The 18859-nt window shown below is 64.1% G+C and carries 14 protein-coding genes; 9 read left to right on the forward strand and 5 right to left on the reverse strand.

Translation table 11 applies throughout. From position 1 onward, the window contains the following. The first annotated feature begins 954 nt into the window (after positions 1–954). Genes MU553_RS17205 through MU553_RS17215 form a run of 3 tightly spaced genes read left to right on the forward strand, consistent with a single transcriptional unit; the run spans position 955 to position 2674 of the window. Positions 955–1596, forward strand: a complete 642-nt coding sequence (locus tag MU553_RS17205; protein WP_247379766.1) for an Era-like GTP-binding protein — start codon at positions 955–957, stop codon at positions 1594–1596. A 5-nt stretch (positions 1597–1601) separates the two neighbouring features. Then, positions 1602–1988, forward strand: coding sequence for a DUF2073 domain-containing protein (locus MU553_RS17210; protein WP_247379768.1), 387 nt, complete (start codon positions 1602–1604; stop codon positions 1986–1988). Continuing rightward, the gene (locus MU553_RS17215; RefSeq protein ID WP_247379770.1) at positions 1988–2674 is read left to right on the forward strand and encodes a Zn-ribbon domain-containing protein; all 687 of its coding nucleotides are present in this window, start codon (positions 1988–1990) and stop codon (positions 2672–2674) included. The genes MU553_RS17210 and MU553_RS17215 overlap by 1 nt, the downstream gene beginning before the upstream one ends. Before the next feature lie 283 nt (positions 2675–2957). Here MU553_RS17215 and mdh read toward each other — a convergent pair whose 3' ends face one another. Next, positions 2958–3872, reverse strand: coding sequence for a malate dehydrogenase (gene mdh / locus MU553_RS17220; protein ID WP_247379772.1), 915 nt, complete (start codon positions 3870–3872; stop codon positions 2958–2960). A 152-nt stretch (positions 3873–4024) separates the two neighbouring features. On the opposite strand from mdh, the gene MU553_RS17225 reads away from it, so the two are divergent. Further along, positions 4025–4690, forward strand: coding sequence for an Sjogren's syndrome/scleroderma autoantigen 1 family protein (locus MU553_RS17225; RefSeq protein WP_247379775.1), 666 nt, complete (start codon positions 4025–4027; stop codon positions 4688–4690). Positions 4691–4718: 28 nt separating this feature from the next. Here the strand turns inward: MU553_RS17225 and MU553_RS17230 are convergent, their stop codons facing one another. From MU553_RS17230 to MU553_RS17245, 4 genes are read right to left on the reverse strand one after another with little or no spacing between them, the layout of a single operon-like run. Next, the gene (locus tag MU553_RS17230) at positions 4719–7334 is read right to left on the reverse strand and encodes a DEAD/DEAH box helicase (RefSeq protein ID WP_247379777.1); all 2616 of its coding nucleotides are present in this window, start codon (positions 7332–7334) and stop codon (positions 4719–4721) included. 55 nt (positions 7335–7389) lie between these two features. Continuing rightward, complete coding sequence (locus MU553_RS17235; protein WP_247379779.1) at positions 7390–7989, reverse strand: diacylglycerol/polyprenol kinase family protein; 600 nt, start codon at positions 7987–7989, stop codon at positions 7390–7392. Beyond that, positions 7989–9755 carry a glycine--tRNA ligase gene (glyS, locus tag MU553_RS17240; protein ID WP_247379781.1) on the reverse strand — a complete coding sequence of 589 codons (1767 nt, stop codon included), beginning with the start codon at positions 9753–9755 and terminating at the stop codon, positions 7989–7991. The genes MU553_RS17235 and glyS overlap by 1 nt, the downstream gene beginning before the upstream one ends. Continuing rightward, entirely contained in the window at positions 9752–10597 is an 846-nt protein-coding gene (locus MU553_RS17245) for a CBS domain-containing protein (RefSeq protein ID WP_247379783.1), read from the reverse strand. Before MU553_RS17245 ends, glyS begins: the two co-directional genes overlap by 4 nt. A 345-nt stretch (positions 10598–10942) precedes the next feature. On the opposite strand from MU553_RS17245, the gene MU553_RS17250 reads away from it, so the two are divergent. The 5 genes from MU553_RS17250 (at position 10943) to MU553_RS17270 (ending at position 18738) form a co-directional block, all read left to right on the forward strand. Continuing rightward, complete coding sequence (locus MU553_RS17250; protein ID WP_247379786.1) at positions 10943–11107, forward strand: DUF7556 family protein; 165 nt, start codon at positions 10943–10945, stop codon at positions 11105–11107. A gap of 108 nt (positions 11108–11215) precedes the next feature. Next, positions 11216–11638 carry a PPC domain-containing DNA-binding protein gene (locus MU553_RS17255; RefSeq protein ID WP_247379788.1) on the forward strand — a complete coding sequence of 141 codons (423 nt, stop codon included), beginning with the start codon at positions 11216–11218 and terminating at the stop codon, positions 11636–11638. Further along, a complete protein-coding gene (locus MU553_RS17260; RefSeq protein WP_247379791.1) occupies positions 11639–17296 on the forward strand; it encodes a DNA polymerase II large subunit in 5658 nt (1885 codons plus the stop codon). It abuts the gene before it with no gap. A 242-nt stretch (positions 17297–17538) separates the two neighbouring features. Then, positions 17539–17838 (forward strand): DUF7130 family rubredoxin-like protein, encoded by a 300-nt coding sequence (locus MU553_RS17265; RefSeq protein WP_247379803.1) that lies wholly within the window; start codon positions 17539–17541, stop codon positions 17836–17838. A gap of 9 nt (positions 17839–17847) precedes the next feature. Next, complete coding sequence (locus tag MU553_RS17270; RefSeq protein WP_247379806.1) at positions 17848–18738, forward strand: ketopantoate reductase family protein; 891 nt, start codon at positions 17848–17850, stop codon at positions 18736–18738. The last annotated feature ends 121 nt before the right edge of the window (positions 18739–18859 follow it).

Genomic DNA, 18859 nt, shown 5'->3' on the forward strand with positions numbered 1-18859 from the left:
CGGTGTGCTGACGCGAGATGAGAACCACCGACCCGAGCAGCGACTGACTACTCGGTCGATCATATATGATACCTATTTGAGAGAATAGAGAGTCGAGCAGTCAGCCAGCTCGACCCGGTTAGAGTGTCGCCATCCGAGGGGGTCGACATGAAGCGTCGGCACCGTGCAGTGCAGACGACCGAATTGCATCGAGAGAGATTCTCTCCCACAGAACCCCCCCACCCCTTCGTTTCGGGTGGAGTTGGGTTCAAAGGGGGGTGGGGGGACCCCCTCCAGCAAAGAAGTCTCTAGATAGAAGAAAAGCTTAAGTTATACCCAGCAAAACCAAATCCGTACTAGACAAAAACAGACTAGAGTTAGGGAGTTTGCTAGGGAAAGGCCTAGAACAGCAGTGTGAACAACTCTAGCTAGAGGTTTCGAAGTTGCGGGACACTCTTGCGGGACCCCCCTCCCCTCCCTCTTCTCACCGTTCCAGTTGAAACAAGGGGGTGGGGGGCTAGTCCCCGCCAGTCGATCCGGCCTTGCTCCACGGTACTCGTCCCGTTCCCATCGGTTGATCTGTTGACCTCTGCTATGATGCTCTCTGGTAAAGGACCCCTTCTTTCAATTCGAACGCCCTTCCCGGAGTTCTTCGATCACTGCTAGAGGCTGTTACTCGAGGGTGTCTTGATACAGCGGGAAGATCGGTTCGAGTCGAACCGCTCCCCTCCTCGTACAGGTATCTCGTCGAAGTGAGAATTTCGAACGGGAGACATCCACGCACAGTCGCGTCTGGGACGTCAGCTGGCCGCAGGACCTGTCCTCCCCGTCGTTTCGCGTCCGCTCTCCCTCTCGCGGTTTTCCGTTTACATATCGGAATATTTATGTATGTCTGACGTACACTTAAGTGAATCCGATAGGCAAGTTTCCTCAGAGGCTCTCTCGAGTCGATTCGAGGGAGCGGGAGGCACCAGGATGGGACTGATCACGGACATCCGAGACAGCATTTCGAGAGCGATAACGTCGTTGTTCTCCGAGGAGGACCCGAAGCGGATCGGCATTTACGGGCCACCGAACGCCGGGAAGACGACGTTGGCGAACCGAATCGCGCGCGACTGGACTGGCGACGCCGTCGGTCCGGAGAGTCACATTCCCCACGAGACTCGTCGCGCACGCAGGAAAGAGAACGTCGAGATCGAGCGCAACGGCAAATCCGTCACCATCGACGTCGTCGACACCCCCGGTGTGACGACCAAGGTCGATTACACGGAGTTTCTCGAACACGACATGGAGAAAGACGACGCGGTCAGGCGCTCGCGCGAGGCCACCGAAGGCGTCGCCGAAGCGATGCACTGGCTGCGAGAGGACGTCGACGGCGTCCTGTACGTGCTCGACTCGACGGAGGACCCGTTCACGCAGGTCAACACGATGCTGGTCGGCATCATCGAGAGCCAGGATCTGCCCGTCTTGATCCTCGCGAACAAGACGGACCTGCCCGAGTCGAACGTGCGCCGGATCGAGAACGCGTTCCCGCAACACGAGACCATCCCGCTCTCCGCGCTCGAGGGTGACAACATGGACGAGGTCTACGACAAGATTGCGGACTACTTCGGGTGATATCGATGGCAGAAGTCAAAAAAGCAGACGACGGCGTTCAGATCGACCTCATCAGCGGCGAACGGATGGAGGGCATGGCCTCCATGGAGAAGATCCGGATGATCCTCGATGGCGTCCACGACGGCAACATCGTCATCTTAGAAGAGGGACTCTCGCCCGACGAAGAGTCGAAACTGATCGAAGTCACGATGACCGAGATCAGTCCCGACGAGTTCAACGGCATCGAGATCGAGACCTACCCCAAGTCCGATTCCTCTGATGGCGGGTTGTTCAACCGCCTGATGGGCAAAGACACCGATACGAAGAAACTCACCGTCATCGGCCCGGCGAACCAGATCGAGACGCTGCACAAAGACGAGACGCTCATCAGCGCCTTGGTATCCCGGAAATAATGCCCCACCAGTGTACGAACTGCGGCCTGTCGTTCGAGGACGGGTCGAAGGAGATGCTCTCGGGCTGTCCCGACTGCGGTGGCAACAAGTTCCAGTTCCACCCGTCGGACGACGACGTCCCCGAGGAACCCGACACGACGGCCGAGCCACCGGAGCCACCCGGCCCGGACAGTTCGGTCGCTCGCACCGTCGGGAACGCTGCGGCGACCGTTCGGAACCTGGTCGGCGGCTCCGACGCCGGATCTCCGGAGCCAGACGCGACGTCACTGGACGACGCCTCGACGGGTGCACGCACAACTGACTCGTCTGACGCCGCCCCGACGACCGAGGACACGGCACAGGCGAACGCCCGCAGTGAGGTCGTCAGCCCCGACGAGATCCCGAGCAGCGGCTGGGGCCCGACCGACGACACGGACGCCGTCCAGTCGGACGCACCGACGGTATCACCATCCGCCTCCGACGCCGAACCCGCTGGGGAACAGCAGGCCGACGAACTCGCCGAAGACCGGCCCGACCTCGCCCAACTCCGCGAGGAGCTCAACGATCAGTTCGAGAGCATCAAGATCCTCAGCCCGGGCACGTACGAACTCAACCTGATGGAACTCTACGACCGCGAAGAGTACATCATCGCCCTGCAGGAAGACGGTCGTTACACCATCCAGGTGCCCGAAACCTGGCACGAGTAATTCTTTCCCGCCGATCGTGAGTGCTGTACTGCCTGTCCGCTCCGTTACCTGACGGACTGCCCGGCACAATCGTTATATTCGATGCCAAGGATTCTCCCACCTGTAACTCATGCGCCGACGAACCGCACGCCTCTGCGAGTGGGCGGCCCTCGTCGGGGCGGACCTGCCCGACGAGTTCGCCTGCGACCGCCAGGACCCGCCTTCCACTGACCGGTAAACAGCTGTCGCTGGGGGGATCGCCGTCGAAAGAAATCGTGTGTTCGCCTGCAGCGACGACTGCCGATCAGGAGATCTTGTCGTACTGCTCGGAGAGCTTGTCGGCAGCCTCGTCGAGCAGGTCCTCCTCTTTCTCGGAGAGGTCCCAGTCGACGACTTCCTCGACGCCGTCGGCCCCGAGCTTGACTGGGACGCCGAGACCGACGTCGTCGTAGCCGTACTCGCCGTCGAGCTTGAGGGAGGCGGGCAGCACTTCCCCCGTGTCGCGGATGACGGCCTCGACCATGTGGGCGACGCCCGTCGCCGGACCCCACTCGGTCGCGCCCTTGCGCTCGATGACGTTCATGGCGCTCTCCTGGAGGTCTTCGAGGATCTCTTCCTGCTCGTCCTCGGAGAACTCGAGATCCTGGCCGTTGACGCGAACCTTCGAGAACACGGGGACCTGTGCGTCACCGTGCTCGCCGAGGATGGTGGCTTCGACGTTCTGGACCGGCTCGTCGAGGCGCTCGGAGAGGACGTAGCGGAACCGCGCGGAGTCGAGGCGGCCACCGAAGCCGATGACTTTGTGACGGTCGCGGTCGCCGACCTCGTACTGGTGGCGGTTCAGCAGGTCCACCGGGTTCGAGGTGGTGATCGAGACGAAATCATCCGAGTGCTCTTCGAGCTGGGAGATGATGTCGTCCATGATCGGGGCGTTGTCGCCCGCGAGGTCGATACGCGTCTGGCCCGGCTGGCGCGGGATGCCCGCCGTGATGACGACCACGTCGGAGCCGGCGGTGTCCTCGTAGCCGCCCTGGCGGATCGTGGTGTTCGCGTCGTACGCGACGCCGTGGTTCGTGTCGGCCGCCTGGCCGACCGTGACGTCTTCCTGCTCCGGGATGTCGACGTAGACGAGTTCGTCGGCGATGTCCCGCAGCGCGATGTTGTAGCCCGCTGCCGCACCGACGGTGCCCGCCGCACCGACTATGCTAACTTTCGTCATATCGCCTGGAACTGGCGCTCCCGAGGGATTAACTTCTTTCGATACCCCGTCACACCTGTCATGTCCAGTGGTTTTTGCGACCGCCCGCTGGCAGCGTCGGGCGTCACTCGCTCTCGCAAAGCCTTTTCCACCCGAACCGACTCCCTACGTATATGAGCGAGTTCGACAAGGAAGCCGAACGCGAGAAATTGCGCGAGAAGTACGAGCGCGACAAGCAGAACCGAGAGTCGACCGAGCGCATGAGCGACCTCCTCCTCAAGGGCGCGACGATGACCAACAGCCACTGTGGCACTTGCGGCGATCCGATCTTCCGCCACGAGGGCCAGCAGTTCTGTCCGACCTGCCAGGAAGTCGTCGGCGAAGACGAGGGCGAGCAGTCACAGACCACCCCCCAGGACGTCTCGGCCAGTGGACCTGAAACGGAGGGGGTGGGGGGTGTCGAACCGGACGAACCGGCCGACGCGACAGATTCGGTCGACGCCGACGCGACCCCTGAACCGACCTCCCCGTCTCCCTCGCAGCCGCCGGTTCCGTCGGAGAACGAGTTGCCCGATACTGCGCGTGCACGCGACGGGACAACGGGAGTTCCGGACACGACGACTCCACCTGCAACGGACGTTCAACCCCAGCAACAGGAACGCGTTTCCGACGTCGACGGCGAGTCACTGGCGAACGCTCGTGCGTCGCTCACTCGCACGGTAACCCGCCTCGCACAGCAGGCCGAGGCGAGTGAGGACCTCGAACGCGCCCGCGCGTACCTGGCCGCAACTGAGGAGGCGGCCGACGCGCTCGCGGCGGTCAAACGAGCGGACAAATAACCCCTCCGTTTCCAGTCGAACTCTGCTGTCACCCGTCGTAGTCGCTGCCGACCACGTCGCGGATGCGGTCGGCCGTCACCTGGCCGACGCCGTCGACGTCCAGCAGGTCCTCCTCGTCGGCGGTCATGACCGCTTCGACGCTGCCGAAGTGGTCGAGCAGCGATCGTGCGGTGACCGGCCCCACGTCGCCGATCGAGGCGACGACGTACTCCTGCTGTTCGGCCAGCGTCTTCGACTGTTTCTCCCCGTGGACGCTCACCTCGCGGTCGGCGGTCTCCTGTTCGCGGGTGGCGATGACCTCCAGCATGTCGGCGGTCTCGTCCTCGTCGGCGGTTCTGAGGACGCTCACGCCGAAGTCGATCACGAGCGCCGAGAGCGCGCCCCGGACGGCGTTCGGGTGAACGTTGCGCTCGCCGTAGAGGTCGCCGCCCTCGATGATGACCACCGGACGCGTGTAGTGACGACTGGCGTCGCCGACCTGCTCGAACATCGAGCGATCTCCACCGGTGAGCGTGTCCAGGAAGTCCCCGACCGTCTTGCGTTCGACGACGACCCGGTCCGAGAGGACGTAGTCGCCCACTTCCAGCGTCTCCAGCCGCGTCTCGACGCCCTCGCGCGTCGAGAGGTCGCGGGCGATGGTCGAATCGAGTTCGCGCTGGTCGGCCACGATCTCGACGCCCTCCGCCTGGGGTTCGGCCTCGGCGACGACCCCCTCCGTTTCGTCTCCACCGTCGGACCTGTCACTGCTTTCGCCCCCCGTTTCGTCTCCACCCCCCGACCCATCTCCGGTCGACCCCCCGGTTTCGTCTGCAGCAGCAGACCCGTCGCCCGTCTGTCCCGCGCTGTCGGCGGCGGTGGCTTCGTCGGCAGCGAACGCAGTCAGTCCGGACTGTCCCGCGTCCGGCTTGGTTGCGGACTCGCCACCGTTCGTGGCCGTTTGCCCCTTCGTTTCATGTGCAACACCTTCACTAGCGGGGTCGGGGGCGGCTGTCTCGCCCGGATCGGTTTCGCCGGATTCGTCCTCCTCGGGATCTCCCCCGGCTGCGGCTCCGTCGTCCCCGTACTCGTCGACGCCGGGCTGTTCGACGAGTTCCGCCTCGATTTCGCCTGCGACGGATTTGAGGTCGCGCAGCTCGCGTTTCATCCGTTTCTCGTCGTTGCGGGACTTCCAGAAGTACGCCTCGTCGCGGGTGTCCTCGGCGAGCAACACGACGACCTGGCCTTGGGTCTGGCGGCCGGTCCGCCCTTTCCGCTGGATGGACCGAATCGCCGTGGGCACTGGTTCGTAGAACAGGACCAGATCGACTTCGGGCACGTCCAGTCCCTCTTCGGCGACGGACGTCGAGACCAGCACCTCGAACTCCCCGGCCCGGAAGTCGTCGAGGGTCTCCTGCTGCTGTGTTTGCGTCATCCCGTCGCTGCCCTCGGTGTCGCTCTGGCCGACGAACTTGTGCGTCTCGAAGTGCTGGCCCAGAAACTCCGTCAGGGTCTCTGCCGTGTCGCGGGACTCCGTGAAGACGATGACTCGCTCGCCGTCGTTGAGCCCCAGCGTCTCCGCCAGGAGGATGCGCGTCTGGCGGAACTTCGGGTGCAGGTCGTCGTAGTCTTCGGCCCGGCGCATCGACTCGCGGACTTTCGGGTCCGACACCAGTCGCTGGTCTGCCTTCGAGGCGCCCGAACTCCGGGCGGCGTTTTTCAGCCGCTCGAAGTAGCGCCGCAGGGACTCGACGCTCTGGGTCTCGACGTAGTTCACTGCGGTGTTTAACTTCCGGATCTCGGCGTGGAGGCTCATCCCCTTGTACCCCTCCGACTGGTCGTTGTCCATCAACTCCCGCAACTTGCCCTGAATCCTGACCAGCTCCTTTTCCGAGAGGTCGGGACTCGTCTTGTTCGTCACTCCCAGTTCCTTGAGTTTGGTCAGGCGGTCTTTGATGACGTCGTTGAGGGAATCCCGGATCTCCAGCACTTCCTCGGGGAGTTCGACGCGCTTCCACTCCACGTCGGTGTCGTGGGTGTGTTCGGCCACGTCGGCGTCGCGCTCGGTCATCACCTCGACCTCACGAACACCGAGGTTCTCGCACACCTGCAGGATGGCTTCCTCGTCGCCGCCCGGTGAGGCGCTCATCGCGGTGACGAGCGGGTCCTCGGCGTCGGCGTGATAGCGCTCGGCGATGTAGTTGTACGCGTAGTCGCCGCTGGCGCGGTGACACTCGTCGAAGGTGCAGTGCGTCACGTCGGCCAGCGAGACCCGATTGCCGACGAGGTCGTTCTCGACGACCTGGGGCGTCGCGATGACGATTCTCGCGTCGTCCCACAGTTCGGCGCGGTCGTCCGGACGGACCTCGCCGGTGAAGACGACGATCTCGTCGTCGGGGATCTGGAGGGCTTCCCGGTAGAAGTCGGCGTGCTGGTTGACGAGCGGTTTCGTCGGCGCGAGAAAGAGCGCTTTCCCGCCGCGTTCGTGGAGGCGATGGGCGGTCACCAGCAGGCTGACGGACGTTTTCCCCAGCCCCGTCGGGAGACAGACGAGCGTGTGGTCGGCGAGCGCGGCGTCGGCCAGTTGGAGCTGGTACTGGCGTTCCTCCAGCAGCCCGTCGGTCAGGAGCGGGTGTTCGATGTTGTCGACCTCGTCGGTCGCTGCCATTATCCCCCGTATCCGTCCATCCCGGTTAAGGGTTCGCGTACCGCGGCGAAAGTAATCAGAACGTGACTGCGGGGAGATACAGCAGCCCGACGGTCATCGCGACGGCCGCGTAGATCGGAATCGTCAGGTTGTCGTCGACGACGAAGCCGTGGACGATGGGCTTGACGCCGTCGGCGACCATCGCCGCGAGGCCGCCCAGGATCGCCGCCGGCAGCGGCACCCAGATCGACGCGATGAGCGTGCAGACGCCGAACATCGTCACGAGCACGAGCGGTCGCTTGATCGTGCGCAGTTCGTCGGCACTGAGCTGCCCGCTGATCGGATCGGCGAGCGTGAGCATCAGAATCGCCGGAATCGCGATCCGCGGCTCGAAGACGATGCCCGTCAGCGACCCGCTGAACACGTACATCGCGTAGCCGGCGACGCTGTCCTGTTCGTACTCCCGGGTGAGCTTCTCGAAGACGATCCAGTTCCACCCGAAACCCAGGCGAACGATCTCTAGAACGACGGTGATAGCGACGCCTGCGGCGAGAACGTAGCGGATGGACTCCCACGTGAGATACGGCGAGTGGATGAACCGCTGGTTCAACAGGTACAGCGCCGGAATCCCCGCACCACTGGCGTGGACCAGTTTGCGGGCGATCTCGTTGGCCATTAGAGATCGGCGACGGACGTCTCACCTGCACGGAGCGCCCGCAACTGCGCTGCTAGATCCCCGATCCCCACCCTCGCTTGTGCCGTCGAGTCACGGTCCCGAACCGTGACGGTGTCGTCTTCGAGCGTGTCGTAGTCGACGGTCACGCAGAAGGGCGTCCCCACCTCGTCCTGTCTGCGGTAGCGTCGACCGATCGACCCCGATTCGTCGTAGGCGACCTCGAACCCGGCCGCGCGCAACTCGTCAGCGACCTCGCGTGCCCGCTCGCCCAGACCGTCCTTCGCCATCAGCGGGAAGACCGCGACGGTCTTGGGCGCGACTTCCGGCGGCAGCGAGAGCACCGTCCGCTCTTCGTCCTCGTCGTCGGTCTCGCTCTCTTCTTCGCTGACCTCGTCCTCGCGGTAGCTGTGCGCCAGGACGGTGTACACCAACCGATCGACGCCGAAGGACGGCTCGACGACGTGAGGCGTGATGTGCTCGCCCGATTCGGTCACTTCCTCGACGCCGAACCCCGTCTTTTCCACTGGAACCGTCTTCTCGTCGCCGTCGACCTCGACGGTGACCTCGTCGCCCTCGAAGGCAGCCCGGTCGCGTTCGGCCAGGGCTTCGAGCGCGTCGGCCACGGCAGCGGCGTCGCCGCCGAACTCCGGCCCGAGGTAGCTCATGTCCGGATCGACGGTGGCGCGCTCCACAGTAATGGGATCGTCGTACTGTTTGAAGACGGTGAAGTCCTCGTCTGCGTACTCGCCGTGTTTCGAGAGGTCGTAGTCGCCCCGGTAGGCGAAGCCGGTGATCTCGATCCAGTCGCCGCCGATCTCGGCTTCGGCGTCCCAGCAGTCCGCCGCGTAGTGGGCGAGTTCCCCCTCGTTGTGCTGGCGGTAGCGGAACCGGTCCATGTCCACGCCGATGCGTGCGTACCAGTCCTTGGCGACGCCCAGGTAGTAGGCCACCCAGTCGCTGGCGATGACGTCCTCGGCGACGGCGTCCCCGATGGTCATCGACGTCGGCTCGCCGTCGTCGTCGGCCTGCGCGGCGGCCGAGTACAGCGTCACCTCGACGTCCTCGACCTGCGAGAGCGGCGGTTCGTCGGTCTCGGGGTCGATGAAGTGCTCTAGCTCTGCTTGCGCGAACTCGCGCAGTCGGATCAGGCCCTTCCGGGGGCTGATCTCGTTGCGGTAGGCCGCGCCGACCTGCGCGACGCCGAACGGGAGCTGTCCGCGGGCGTACTCCTTGAGTCGCGGGAACTCCACGAACATGCCCTGGGCGGTCTCCGGGCGGAGGTAGCCCGGCGAGGAGCTGCCGGGACCGATGTTCGTCTCGAACATGAGGTTGAAGTCGTCGACCGACTCGCCGGCGAGTTCGGTGCCACAGGTCGGACAGACCAGGTCTTCCTCGGCGATGATGTCCTCGACCTCGGGGATCGGGATGGATTCCGCTTCCTCGATGTCGGTGTTGTCCTCGACGAGGTGGTCCGCGCGGTGGGAGGTCCCGCACTCGGGGCACTCGATGATCATGTCGTCGAAGCCGTCCAGATGGCCCGACGCCTCGAAGACGGGTTCGGGCATCACGTTGGGCGATTCGATCTCCATGTGGCCCTCGCGGCGGACGAACCGATCGCGCCAGGCGTCCTGGACGTTCTCCTTGAGCGTTGCACCTTCGGGGCCGTAGACGTAGAAGCCCGCGACGCCGCCGTAGGCCTCGCTGGACTGGAAGAAAAAGCCCCGGCGTTTCGCCAGTTCCGTCAGTCTCGCTGTGTCGTCTGTCATAGCGCTCGCAGTAGGTCGATGTCCTGGACGATGCCGGTGAGCGTGTCGCCGCCGACCAGCGGAATCTGTTCGATGTCGTTGTCGATCATCTTCTGGGCGGCGTCCTGTGCGGTCCGGCGCTTCGAGACGGTGATGAGGCCATCGGTCATGAACTCACGGACCGGCCGGGCCGGAATCTCGACGTTGCGGGTCGGCATGTAGCTGTTGCCGACGGCCTTGACCGACTCCCACTTCCAGTCGTCGTCCTCGTCGGCGATGGACTCGCCGGTGTCGTCCTCGCCCTCGACGACGCGGGCGACGTCTAAGATGTCGACCTCGGTGATCATCCCGCACATCTCGCCGTCCTCGTCGAGGACGACGCCGTAGGGGACGTCCGCGTGGGACAGTTCCTGTTCGGCGACCGGCAGCGGCGTCTCGACGTAGACGCAGTTGACCTCGCGCGTGGCCAGGTCGCCCAGTTCGGTCTCCCCGTCGACGTCACCCGTCGCGATCGCGTGGACGACGTCGGTGATGGTGACGATGCCTTCGAGTTTGCCGTCGACGACCGGGACCCGACGGGCGTGTTCGTCCACCATCAGCTTCGCGACCTCGGTGATGTCGGTGTCGGCGGTCGTGGTCGGGACTTCTTCGACCAGCAGGGCGAGCTGGTCTTCGTCCGGCTGTTCGATCAGGGCGTCGCGGGAGACGATGCCGCGGAACTCTTCGCCAGCGTCCGTCTGTTTGATCACTGGCACCGACGAGAACGCCCGCTCCTGGAGGTACTCGAGCACGTCGTCCCGGGTCCCCGGAATCTCCACGGTGACGACCTCGGAACGCGGCGTCATGGCGTCTGCGACCTTCATATTGCCCCTAACTCCTGTCTGCTCCTACAAAGTCCTTGCACATTGGTCGGCTTCCGGCCGACGGGTTTGCTCGCCGCGGACTTGGCCCGCCAACCGACCTTTTCCGTCCTCGCGTTCGGGCTCTGTGCCCCGTCACGACGGACTCACCGGCCGCCGCGTGCGTCGCCGTCGACGCTCTCTGCCGGTGATTGCTGGTTCTTACCGTCCAGGCGGCGTCTTCCTCACTGCTCGCTCGAGCTCTCGGGAGTGTCCGTTGCGCTATGTATGCGTACAGTTCCCTTGCCATATGTGGATACTTGGCACGAATTCGGCACGTTTATATGTGGGTGTGTAACAGTAACACACATGGCGCCCGACGCAGCCATCACGGAAGAAGTCGCGCAGTGTGAAGTCATGGGTTCGGTCGACAGCGGCGAGGTCGACCAGTTCGTCCTCGCGGACCCGAGCCAGGACGACTCCTGGATGACGGTCGCACTGACGGACGCGAAAGGCCTCAACGCGTGGTGCTGACTGCGTCTCGGGCTCTCGGCCCTCGTTTCTCTTCGACCGGTCGGTGACTCGATCGGGGACGGCCGCCAACAGTCAAGATTTTTGAGCGACCGGTTCGTTCAGGTCGATATGGATTATCGCGAAGTCGAGGGTGCTCGGGAGTACGTCGCTCGACTGGAACACGGTCGGGGCTGGCGCGAACAGATCGAGGACTTCGCCGACGAGGAGGGCATCGACGCGGCCTTCTTCATCGGCCTCGGCGCGGTGCAGGACGCCACCCTCATGTTCTACGACCAGGACGACCAGGAGTACTACGACGTCGAGTTCGACGAGCCGTTCGAGGTCGTCCCCGCGGTCGGGAACATCTCCTGGCTCTACGAGGACCGCTTCGCGCACACCCACATGACGCTCTCGCGCGAGGACGGTAGCGTCGTCGCCGGTCACCTGGACGAAGCGACGACCTTCGCCGGCGAACTGTACGTTCGGGAGTTCGACGCGGAACTGGACCGCGAACACGACGAGACCACCGACCTGGACCTCTGGCCCCTGTAGATGCGCGAGGAGGACGAACAGTACTTCGAGCGGCTCGAAGCCGAACTCGACGATGCGTTCGACGTGGCGACGGCGGCCCGCGAGCGCGGCGGCGACCCCACGAAAGACGTGGAGATCCCGACCGCCCGCGACATGGCCGACCGCGTCGAGAACATTCTGGGCATCGACGGCGTCGCCGAGCGCGTCCGCGAGTTAGAAGGCGAGATGAGCCGCGAGGAGGCGGCCCTGGAACTCGTCGAGGACTTCGTCGAGGGCACCGTCGGCGACTACGACACCGACGTCGAGAAGGTGGAGGGCGCGGTCCGCACTGCGGTCGCGCTCCTCACTGAGGGTGTCGTCGCCGCCCCCATCGAGGGAATCGACCGCGTCGAAGTCCTCCAGAACGACGACGGCTCCGAGTTCGTCAACGTCTACTACGCCGGTCCGATCCGGTCTGCGGGAGGCACTGCGCAGGCGCTGTCCGTCCTGGTAGCCGACTACGCCCGGACGCTGCTGGGCATGGACGAGTACAAGGCTCGCGACGACGAGATCGGCCGCTACGCAGAAGAGATCGAACTGTACGACAAGGACACCGGGCTCCAGTACTCGCCCAAGGAGAAGGAGACGAAGTTCATCGCCGAGAACATGCCCATCATGCTCGACGGCGAGGCCACGGGCGACGAGGAGGTCTCGGGCTATCGGGACCTCGAACGCGTCGACTCGAACTCCGCCCGCGGCGGGATGTGTCTCGTCCTCGCAGAGGGGATCGCGCTCAAGGCCCCCAAGATCCAGCGCTACACGCGCAATCTCGACGAGGTCGACTGGCCCTGGCTCCAGGACCTCATCGACGGGACCATCGGGAAGGACGACAGTGGTGACGAAGCAGAAGGCGACGGTGACGAGGAGGCGGCCGACGGCGACGACGCCGACGACGAGGAGGAGTCAGAACCCGCTGGCCCGCCCCGCGTCGAGGAGTCCACGAAGTTCCTCCGGGACCTGATTGCCGGTCGCCCGGTGTTCACCCATCCGTGCGAACCCGGCGGGTTTCGACTCCGCTACGGCCGCGCACGGAACCACGGCTTCGCGACGGCGGGCGTCCACCCCGCGACGATGCACCTCGTCGACGATTTCCTCGCGACCGGGACCCAGATTAAAACTGAGCGCCCCGGGAAGGCCGCGGGCGTCGTCCCCGTCGATAGCATCGAAGGGCCCACGGTGAGACTCGCCAACGGCGACGTCCGGCGCATCGACGACCCCGCAGAGGCGCTGGAAGTCCGGAACGGCGTCGAGAAGATACTTGACCTCGGCGAGTACCTGGTGAACTACGGGGAGTTCGTCGAGAACAATCATCCACTGGCTCCAGCCAGCTACACCATCGAGTGGTGGGAACAGGACTTCGAGGCGAGCGGCGCCGACGTACAGGCGATGCGCGATTCGGTCGCCGTCGATCTCGACGATCCCTCTGCAGAGGAAGCCATCGAGTGGGCCGTCGCGTACGATGCGCCCCTGCACCCGAAGTACACCTACTGCTGGCACGACGTCTCCGTCGATCAGTTCGAGACGCTGGCGGACGCGATGGAGGACGCCCGTGTTGCAGAAACAGACGGCGCAGCCCTGTCGGGTGACGCAGGTACCACAGGTGACGGTGACCTCGTCGTCCCCCGGCAGGACGACGCCGAGGTGGCGACGATCCTCGAACACCTGCTGGTCGAACACCACCGCGGCGAGGACCGACTGACCATCCCCGACTGGAAGCCGCTCGTCCGATCGCTGGGCTTTACCGAGCGACTGGATCGAGAGTGGGCAGTCGAGGACCTCTCGACGGCGGCCCGCGAGTACGCCGACGGCGAGAACGCCATCGAGGCCGTCAACGAGGTCGCCCCCTTCGAGATTCGGGAACGTGCGCCCACCCGCATCGGTAACCGGATGGGCCGGCCCGAGAAATCGATGTCGCGCGACCTCTCGCCGGCCGTCCACACGCTGTTTCCCATCGGTGAGGCCGGCGGCAGCCAGCGTGACGTGAGCAAGGCGGCCTCGGCCGGTGACGACATCGACGGCACCCTCGGGGAGGTCGAAGTGCAGGTCGGCCGCCGCCGCTGTACCGAGTGTGGCACCGAGACCTACAAGGCGCGCTGTCCGGACTGCAACGGCACTACCGACGCCGTCTACATCTGCCGCGACTGCGACATCGAGGTCGAACCCGACCCCTCCGGCCGCGCGGAGTGTCACCGCTGTGAGAGCATGGCCTCGCCAGTGCAGACGAAGACGGTCAACATTCGCGAGGAGTTCCACGAGGCCCTCGAAACCGTGGGCGAGCGCGAGAACGCCTTTGACATCGTCAAGGGCGTCAAGGGACTGTCCTCGAAGATGAAGACGCCCGAACCCATCGAGAAGGGGATCATGCGGGCGAAACACGGCGTCTCCTCGTTCAAGGACGGCACCGTCCGCTACGACATGACCGACCTCCCGGTGACGGCCGTTCGTCCGGAAGAACTCGACGTCACCGCCGACCAGTTCCGCGCGCTGGGCTACGAGTACGACATCCACGGCGACCCGCTCCAGCACGACGACCAACTGGTCGAACTCAAGGTCCAGGACATCGTCCTCTCGGACGGCGCGGCCGAGCACATGCTCAAGACCGCCGACTTCGTCGACGACCTCCTGGAGAGCTACTACGGCCTGGAACCGTACTACGACCTGGAGGACCGCCAGGAACTCGTCGGGGAACTCGTCTTCGGGATGGCACCACACACGAGCGCGGCGACGGTGGGGCGAGTTATCGGATTTACGTCAGCTGCCGTCGGGTACGCGCATCCGTATTTCCACGCCGCGAAACGGCGGAACTGCTTCCATCCGGAGACGGAGATCACATACGAGGACGAAAGCGGAACGCTACGACGGCAGTCCATCGCACAGTTCGTCGAACGACGACTGGACGATCCACGTGTCGACGACTTTGGGGCGATCGTTCAGGAACTGGACGGTGAGATTCGCGTCCAGTCCATCGATGACGACGGAAATTGGGTGCGAAAACCAGTCGAAGCAGTCTCGAAACACCCGGTACCGGACCACCTGGTCGAAATCGAAACCGGTAGTGGACGAACGATAACTGTCACGCCGGACCATTCGATGGTGCGGTGGGACGATGGACCGAGCGACGTCGAGGCACACGAGTTGGCTGAGGGCGATGCAGTCCCGCTGTTCGGGGATCGCTGCGTGGGTTCTGAAACCGCTTGCTCGAAGCCGTCGGTCGCTGACGGCGGGACGAACGTTGAAATAGTAGAACGGGTCGAATTCGTCCCGTCTGATGTCGAAAATACGTACAGCCTCACGGTCGCGGACACGAACCGAGTCGTTGCGAACGGAATCGGTGTCGGCCAATGCGACGGCGACGAGGACTGTGTGATGTTGTTGCTCGATGGCCTCCTCAACTTCAGCAAAAAGTATCTCCCGGACAAGCGCGGCGGAAGCGTTGCCGAAGACTCCAGACTCGTCGCGGTCGACCCCGACGACAACGTCCGGTTCCTGACCTTCGAGGAGTTCTGGAACGAACTCGAGTCGCCGCTGGATGTCGACGGGAAGTTCCGGAAGCGTACTTGCTACGAAGAAGGCTGGCAGACCTACGCGTTCGACGAGAACCACGAGGCGTCGCTCCAGCCGATCGAAAAGGCAATTCGCTACCGCGCCGACGAGGAACTCGTCCGAATCGAGACGCAGTTCGGCCGTTCGCTCGAATTGACCAAACATCATAGCCTCTTCCGATACGACGATGGTGTCGAGGAGGTCGCGGGGGCAGATCTCTCAGAGGGCGACCTTATCGTTGCACCTCGGGAACTCGATGTCGAGACCGAACAGACGACGATCGATGTCACAGAGTGCGTCGACGAACCGTACGTCGTTATCGACGACCACGTCGAGGATCTGCTGACGACGGCTTGGGAGACGACCGAACGGGGGAGCCAAACACATCAGGCGTTCGACTCCGGCCTCGCATATCGCCTCTCGAAAAGCAAGATTTCTTACGACCGGTTCGAGCGTATCCTCGATCTTGCTGGTTTTCAGGTCCCACGAGACGTGGAGATCGGTCTCAAAGGATCGTCTGCTGGAATCTCAGGAACTATCGAGGTCGACGAGGACTTCGCGTGGCTGCTTGGACTGTTCGTCGCGGAGGGAACTACGTCTAGCGTCTGTCCGGCGATTCATAACGCCGACGAGGAACTGATCGACCGGGCTGCTGAGATTATCGAGACGACGCTCGGCCACGAACCCGGCCGTCGCTGGTCGAACCGTGCGTACGAACTTAGGTTCCCAGCTGTATTCCGAGAGGTGCTGTACGAACTCGGTTTCGAGGACGCCGACTCCTACAATTCCAGTCAAAAGATCGTTCCGGAGTGCATCCTGAATGCTCCTCGCGATACTGTTATCGCGTTCCTCCGTGGTTTTGTCGAGGGTGATGGGAGCGACTCAGCCGACGGCAACGTGACGACGGTCGGATTCCACACGACGAGCGAGGACGTCAAAGACGGTATCGTCTTTTTGCTCCACCGGCTGGGGCTGGTCGCGAACGTCTCGGCAAAAACCAACCGTGAGGGGAACCGACAGGATATCTATACCGTAACGGTTTCCGGTGGCGCAACCGATAATCCGCTCCACAGGATCTTTGCCGGCGAGGACCCGTACTACCCCAAGAGCCTCGTCGTCTCTATTCCTGACGCGTTGATGGATATTCGCGAGATGCACATCGAGGGGGTCAAGCAATTGATCCCGAAGTACCTGCTGCGTCGGGAGAACATCTCACTGGAGAAACTCCGAGATATCGTCCGGGAACTCGAATCCCGTGACCTTCCCGAACCCGCCAAGGAGAAGCTCAAGGAACTGCGGCCACTCGTCGACGGTGACCTCTCGTATCTCCGCGTCAAGACCGTCGAAACCGTCGACTACGACGGGCATCTCTACGACCTACAGGTCGGCGGCGAGCCGATCTTCACCGCAAATTGGCTGTACGCCCACAACTCTATGGACGCGCCGCTGGTGATGTCCTCGCGGATCGACCCCTCGGAGATCGACGACGAGGCCCACAACATGGACATCGTCGACCAGTACCCCCGGAAGTTCTACGAGGCCACCCGGGAGATGGCCGACCCCGAGGAGGTCGAGGACCTCATCACCATCGCCGAGGAGAACCTCGGCACCGACCGCGAGTACACGGACTTCCGGCACACCCACGACACCTCGAACATCGCGCTCGGACCGGATCTGTCGGCGTACAAGACCCTCGACGACATGATGACGAAGATGGACGCCCAACTGGAACTCTCCAGGAAACTCCGGGCGGTCGACCAGACCGACGTGGCCGAGCGGGTCATCGAGGGCCACTTCCTCCCGGACATCATCGGGAATCTGCGCGCGTTCTCGCGCCAGGAGACCCGCTGTCTGGACTGCGGCGAGAAGTACCGGCGGGTGCCCTTGACCGGCGACTGCCGGGAGTGTGGCGGCAACATGACGCTGACCGTCCATCACGGCTCGGTCAACAAGTACATCGACACCGCGATCCAGGTCGCCGAAGAGTACGGCGCTCGCGAGTACACGAAACAGCGCCTGCGCATCTTGGAGAAGTCCATCGAGCGCATCTTCGAGAACGACCACAACAAGCAGAGCGGCATCGGCGATTTCATGTAGTACCTTTTTACTTCGTCGGGGTTCCTCGCTCGCTAGCGCTCGCTGCGGGAACCTCTCCTCGTAAAAATCTACGCTCAAAACTGCTCCGTGCTCGCGATGCTCGCACGGAGTGAACCGCGCGCCACGGGCGCGCGGATGCTGGTGGGGACCGCACCGCCGCTTTCGCTTCAAGGGTACTGAAAAACTATCGGTAGAACGCCACTAAGCAGCTTTATCTCCCTTGCCACCGAATAGCACGGTATATGAGTGATTCTGCCGAGAGAGACCGGCTCGCGTTCGGTGAGACCGTCTACGACGAGGATGGCAACGAACTGGGGCGCATCCGCGGCTTCGACGAGCACGGCTTCTACGTGACCCTGGAGGAGGGTATGGAGGGCCTCTCCGAAGAGCACGTCACGTCGGGCCACGAGTTCGGCGAGGCCGAACTGATGTGGCGCTGCTGGGAGTGCGGGGAGATGGGCGAACTCGACGAGGACATCCCGGAAGCCTGTCCGTCCTGTGGCGCGCCCAAAGAGGACATCTATTACTGGACCGAGGACTGACGGGCCACCGTGGACGTCGTCGTCTTCGGTGCCGGAAGCCTCGGGTCGCTCGTCGGTGGGCTGCTCGCTCGCGAGCACCAGGTGACGCTCGTCGGCCGCGACCCGCACGTCGACGCGATCGCCACCGACGGCCTCCGCGTCGACGGGGAATTCGAGTTTCTCGTCCGGCCCGACGCAGTCACGTCGCTGCCGGCCGACGTTCGGGCTGATCTCGCCGTCGTCACGGTCAAAGCCGACGACACGGCCGCCGCCGCCAGCGCACTGGCGGACTGTGACCTGCGAGCGGCGCTCTCGCTCCAGAACGGCATGGGCAACGAGGCGACGCTGGCCGCCCACCTCGACTGTCCGGTGCTCGCCGGCACGTGTACGTACGGCGCACTGCTGGCCGAGGCAGGTCGCGTCACCTGCACCGGCGTGGGTGAGATCGCGCTCGGCCCACCCGAGGGCGGTACTGCGGCGGAAGCAGACGAGGTGGGTGACGCCTTCGAACGGGCGGGATTTGAGACGACCGTCGCCGACGACATGCCCCGGCGACTCTGGGAGAAACTGGCGGTCAACGCGGGCATCAACGCGACGACGGCGCTGGCTCGCGTCGAGAACGGTGCGCTGCTGGACGGGCCGGCGCACGCTGTCGCGACGGCCGCCGCCCGGGAGGCGGCACGCGCTGCGCAGGCCGCGGGCGTCGATCTCCCGGTCGCCGACGCGGCGGCTGCGGTCGAGGCCGTCGCCGACGCGACGGCGGCGAACACGTCGTCGATGCACCAGGACGTGCGCGCCGAGCGACGGACCGAGGTCGACGCGATCAACGGCTACGTCGCCGACCGGGCCGAGAACGCGCCGGTCAACCGGACGCTCGCTCGCCTCTTACGGGCCTGGGAACGGTCGCGGGGCCTGCGATGACCGCGTCGGACGTGACGGAGTGCGCTCAGTGCAGTCGCCGTCGAGCCGCGGCCCCGTGCAGCAACGAACGTGTCATGTGTTGTCAAAAGCCGAACGAAGATGTTCGGAACGAACGTTTTGC

The organism is Halorientalis brevis (assembly GCF_023077655.1).

Excerpts from the sequence above, each read along its gene's own strand:
- MU553_RS17215 (WP_247379770.1), top strand. The coding sequence starts at position 1,988 with ATGCCCCACCAGTGTACGAACTGCGGCCTGTCGTTCGAGGACGGGTCG.
- MU553_RS17225 (WP_247379775.1), top strand. The coding sequence starts at position 4,025 with ATGAGCGAGTTCGACAAGGAAGCCGAACGCGAGAAATTGCGCGAGAAG.
- MU553_RS17210 (WP_247379768.1), top strand. The coding sequence starts at position 1,602 with ATGGCAGAAGTCAAAAAAGCAGACGACGGCGTTCAGATCGACCTCATC.
- MU553_RS17230 (WP_247379777.1), bottom strand. The coding sequence starts at position 7,334 with ATGGCAGCGACCGACGAGGTCGACAACATCGAACACCCGCTCCTGACC.
- MU553_RS17260 (WP_247379791.1), top strand. The coding sequence starts at position 11,639 with ATGCGCGAGGAGGACGAACAGTACTTCGAGCGGCTCGAAGCCGAACTC.
- MU553_RS17235 (WP_247379779.1), bottom strand. The coding sequence starts at position 7,989 with ATGGCCAACGAGATCGCCCGCAAACTGGTCCACGCCAGTGGTGCGGGG.
- MU553_RS17265 (WP_247379803.1), top strand. The coding sequence starts at position 17,539 with ATGAGTGATTCTGCCGAGAGAGACCGGCTCGCGTTCGGTGAGACCGTC.
- MU553_RS17250 (WP_247379786.1), top strand. The coding sequence starts at position 10,943 with ATGGCGCCCGACGCAGCCATCACGGAAGAAGTCGCGCAGTGTGAAGTC.
- MU553_RS17255 (WP_247379788.1), top strand. The coding sequence starts at position 11,216 with ATGGATTATCGCGAAGTCGAGGGTGCTCGGGAGTACGTCGCTCGACTG.
- mdh (WP_247379772.1), bottom strand. The coding sequence starts at position 3,872 with ATGACGAAAGTTAGCATAGTCGGTGCGGCGGGCACCGTCGGTGCGGCA.
- glyS (WP_247379781.1), bottom strand. The coding sequence starts at position 9,755 with ATGACAGACGACACAGCGAGACTGACGGAACTGGCGAAACGCCGGGGC.
- MU553_RS17205 (WP_247379766.1), top strand. The coding sequence starts at position 955 with ATGGGACTGATCACGGACATCCGAGACAGCATTTCGAGAGCGATAACG.
- MU553_RS17245 (WP_247379783.1), bottom strand. The coding sequence starts at position 10,597 with ATGAAGGTCGCAGACGCCATGACGCCGCGTTCCGAGGTCGTCACCGTG.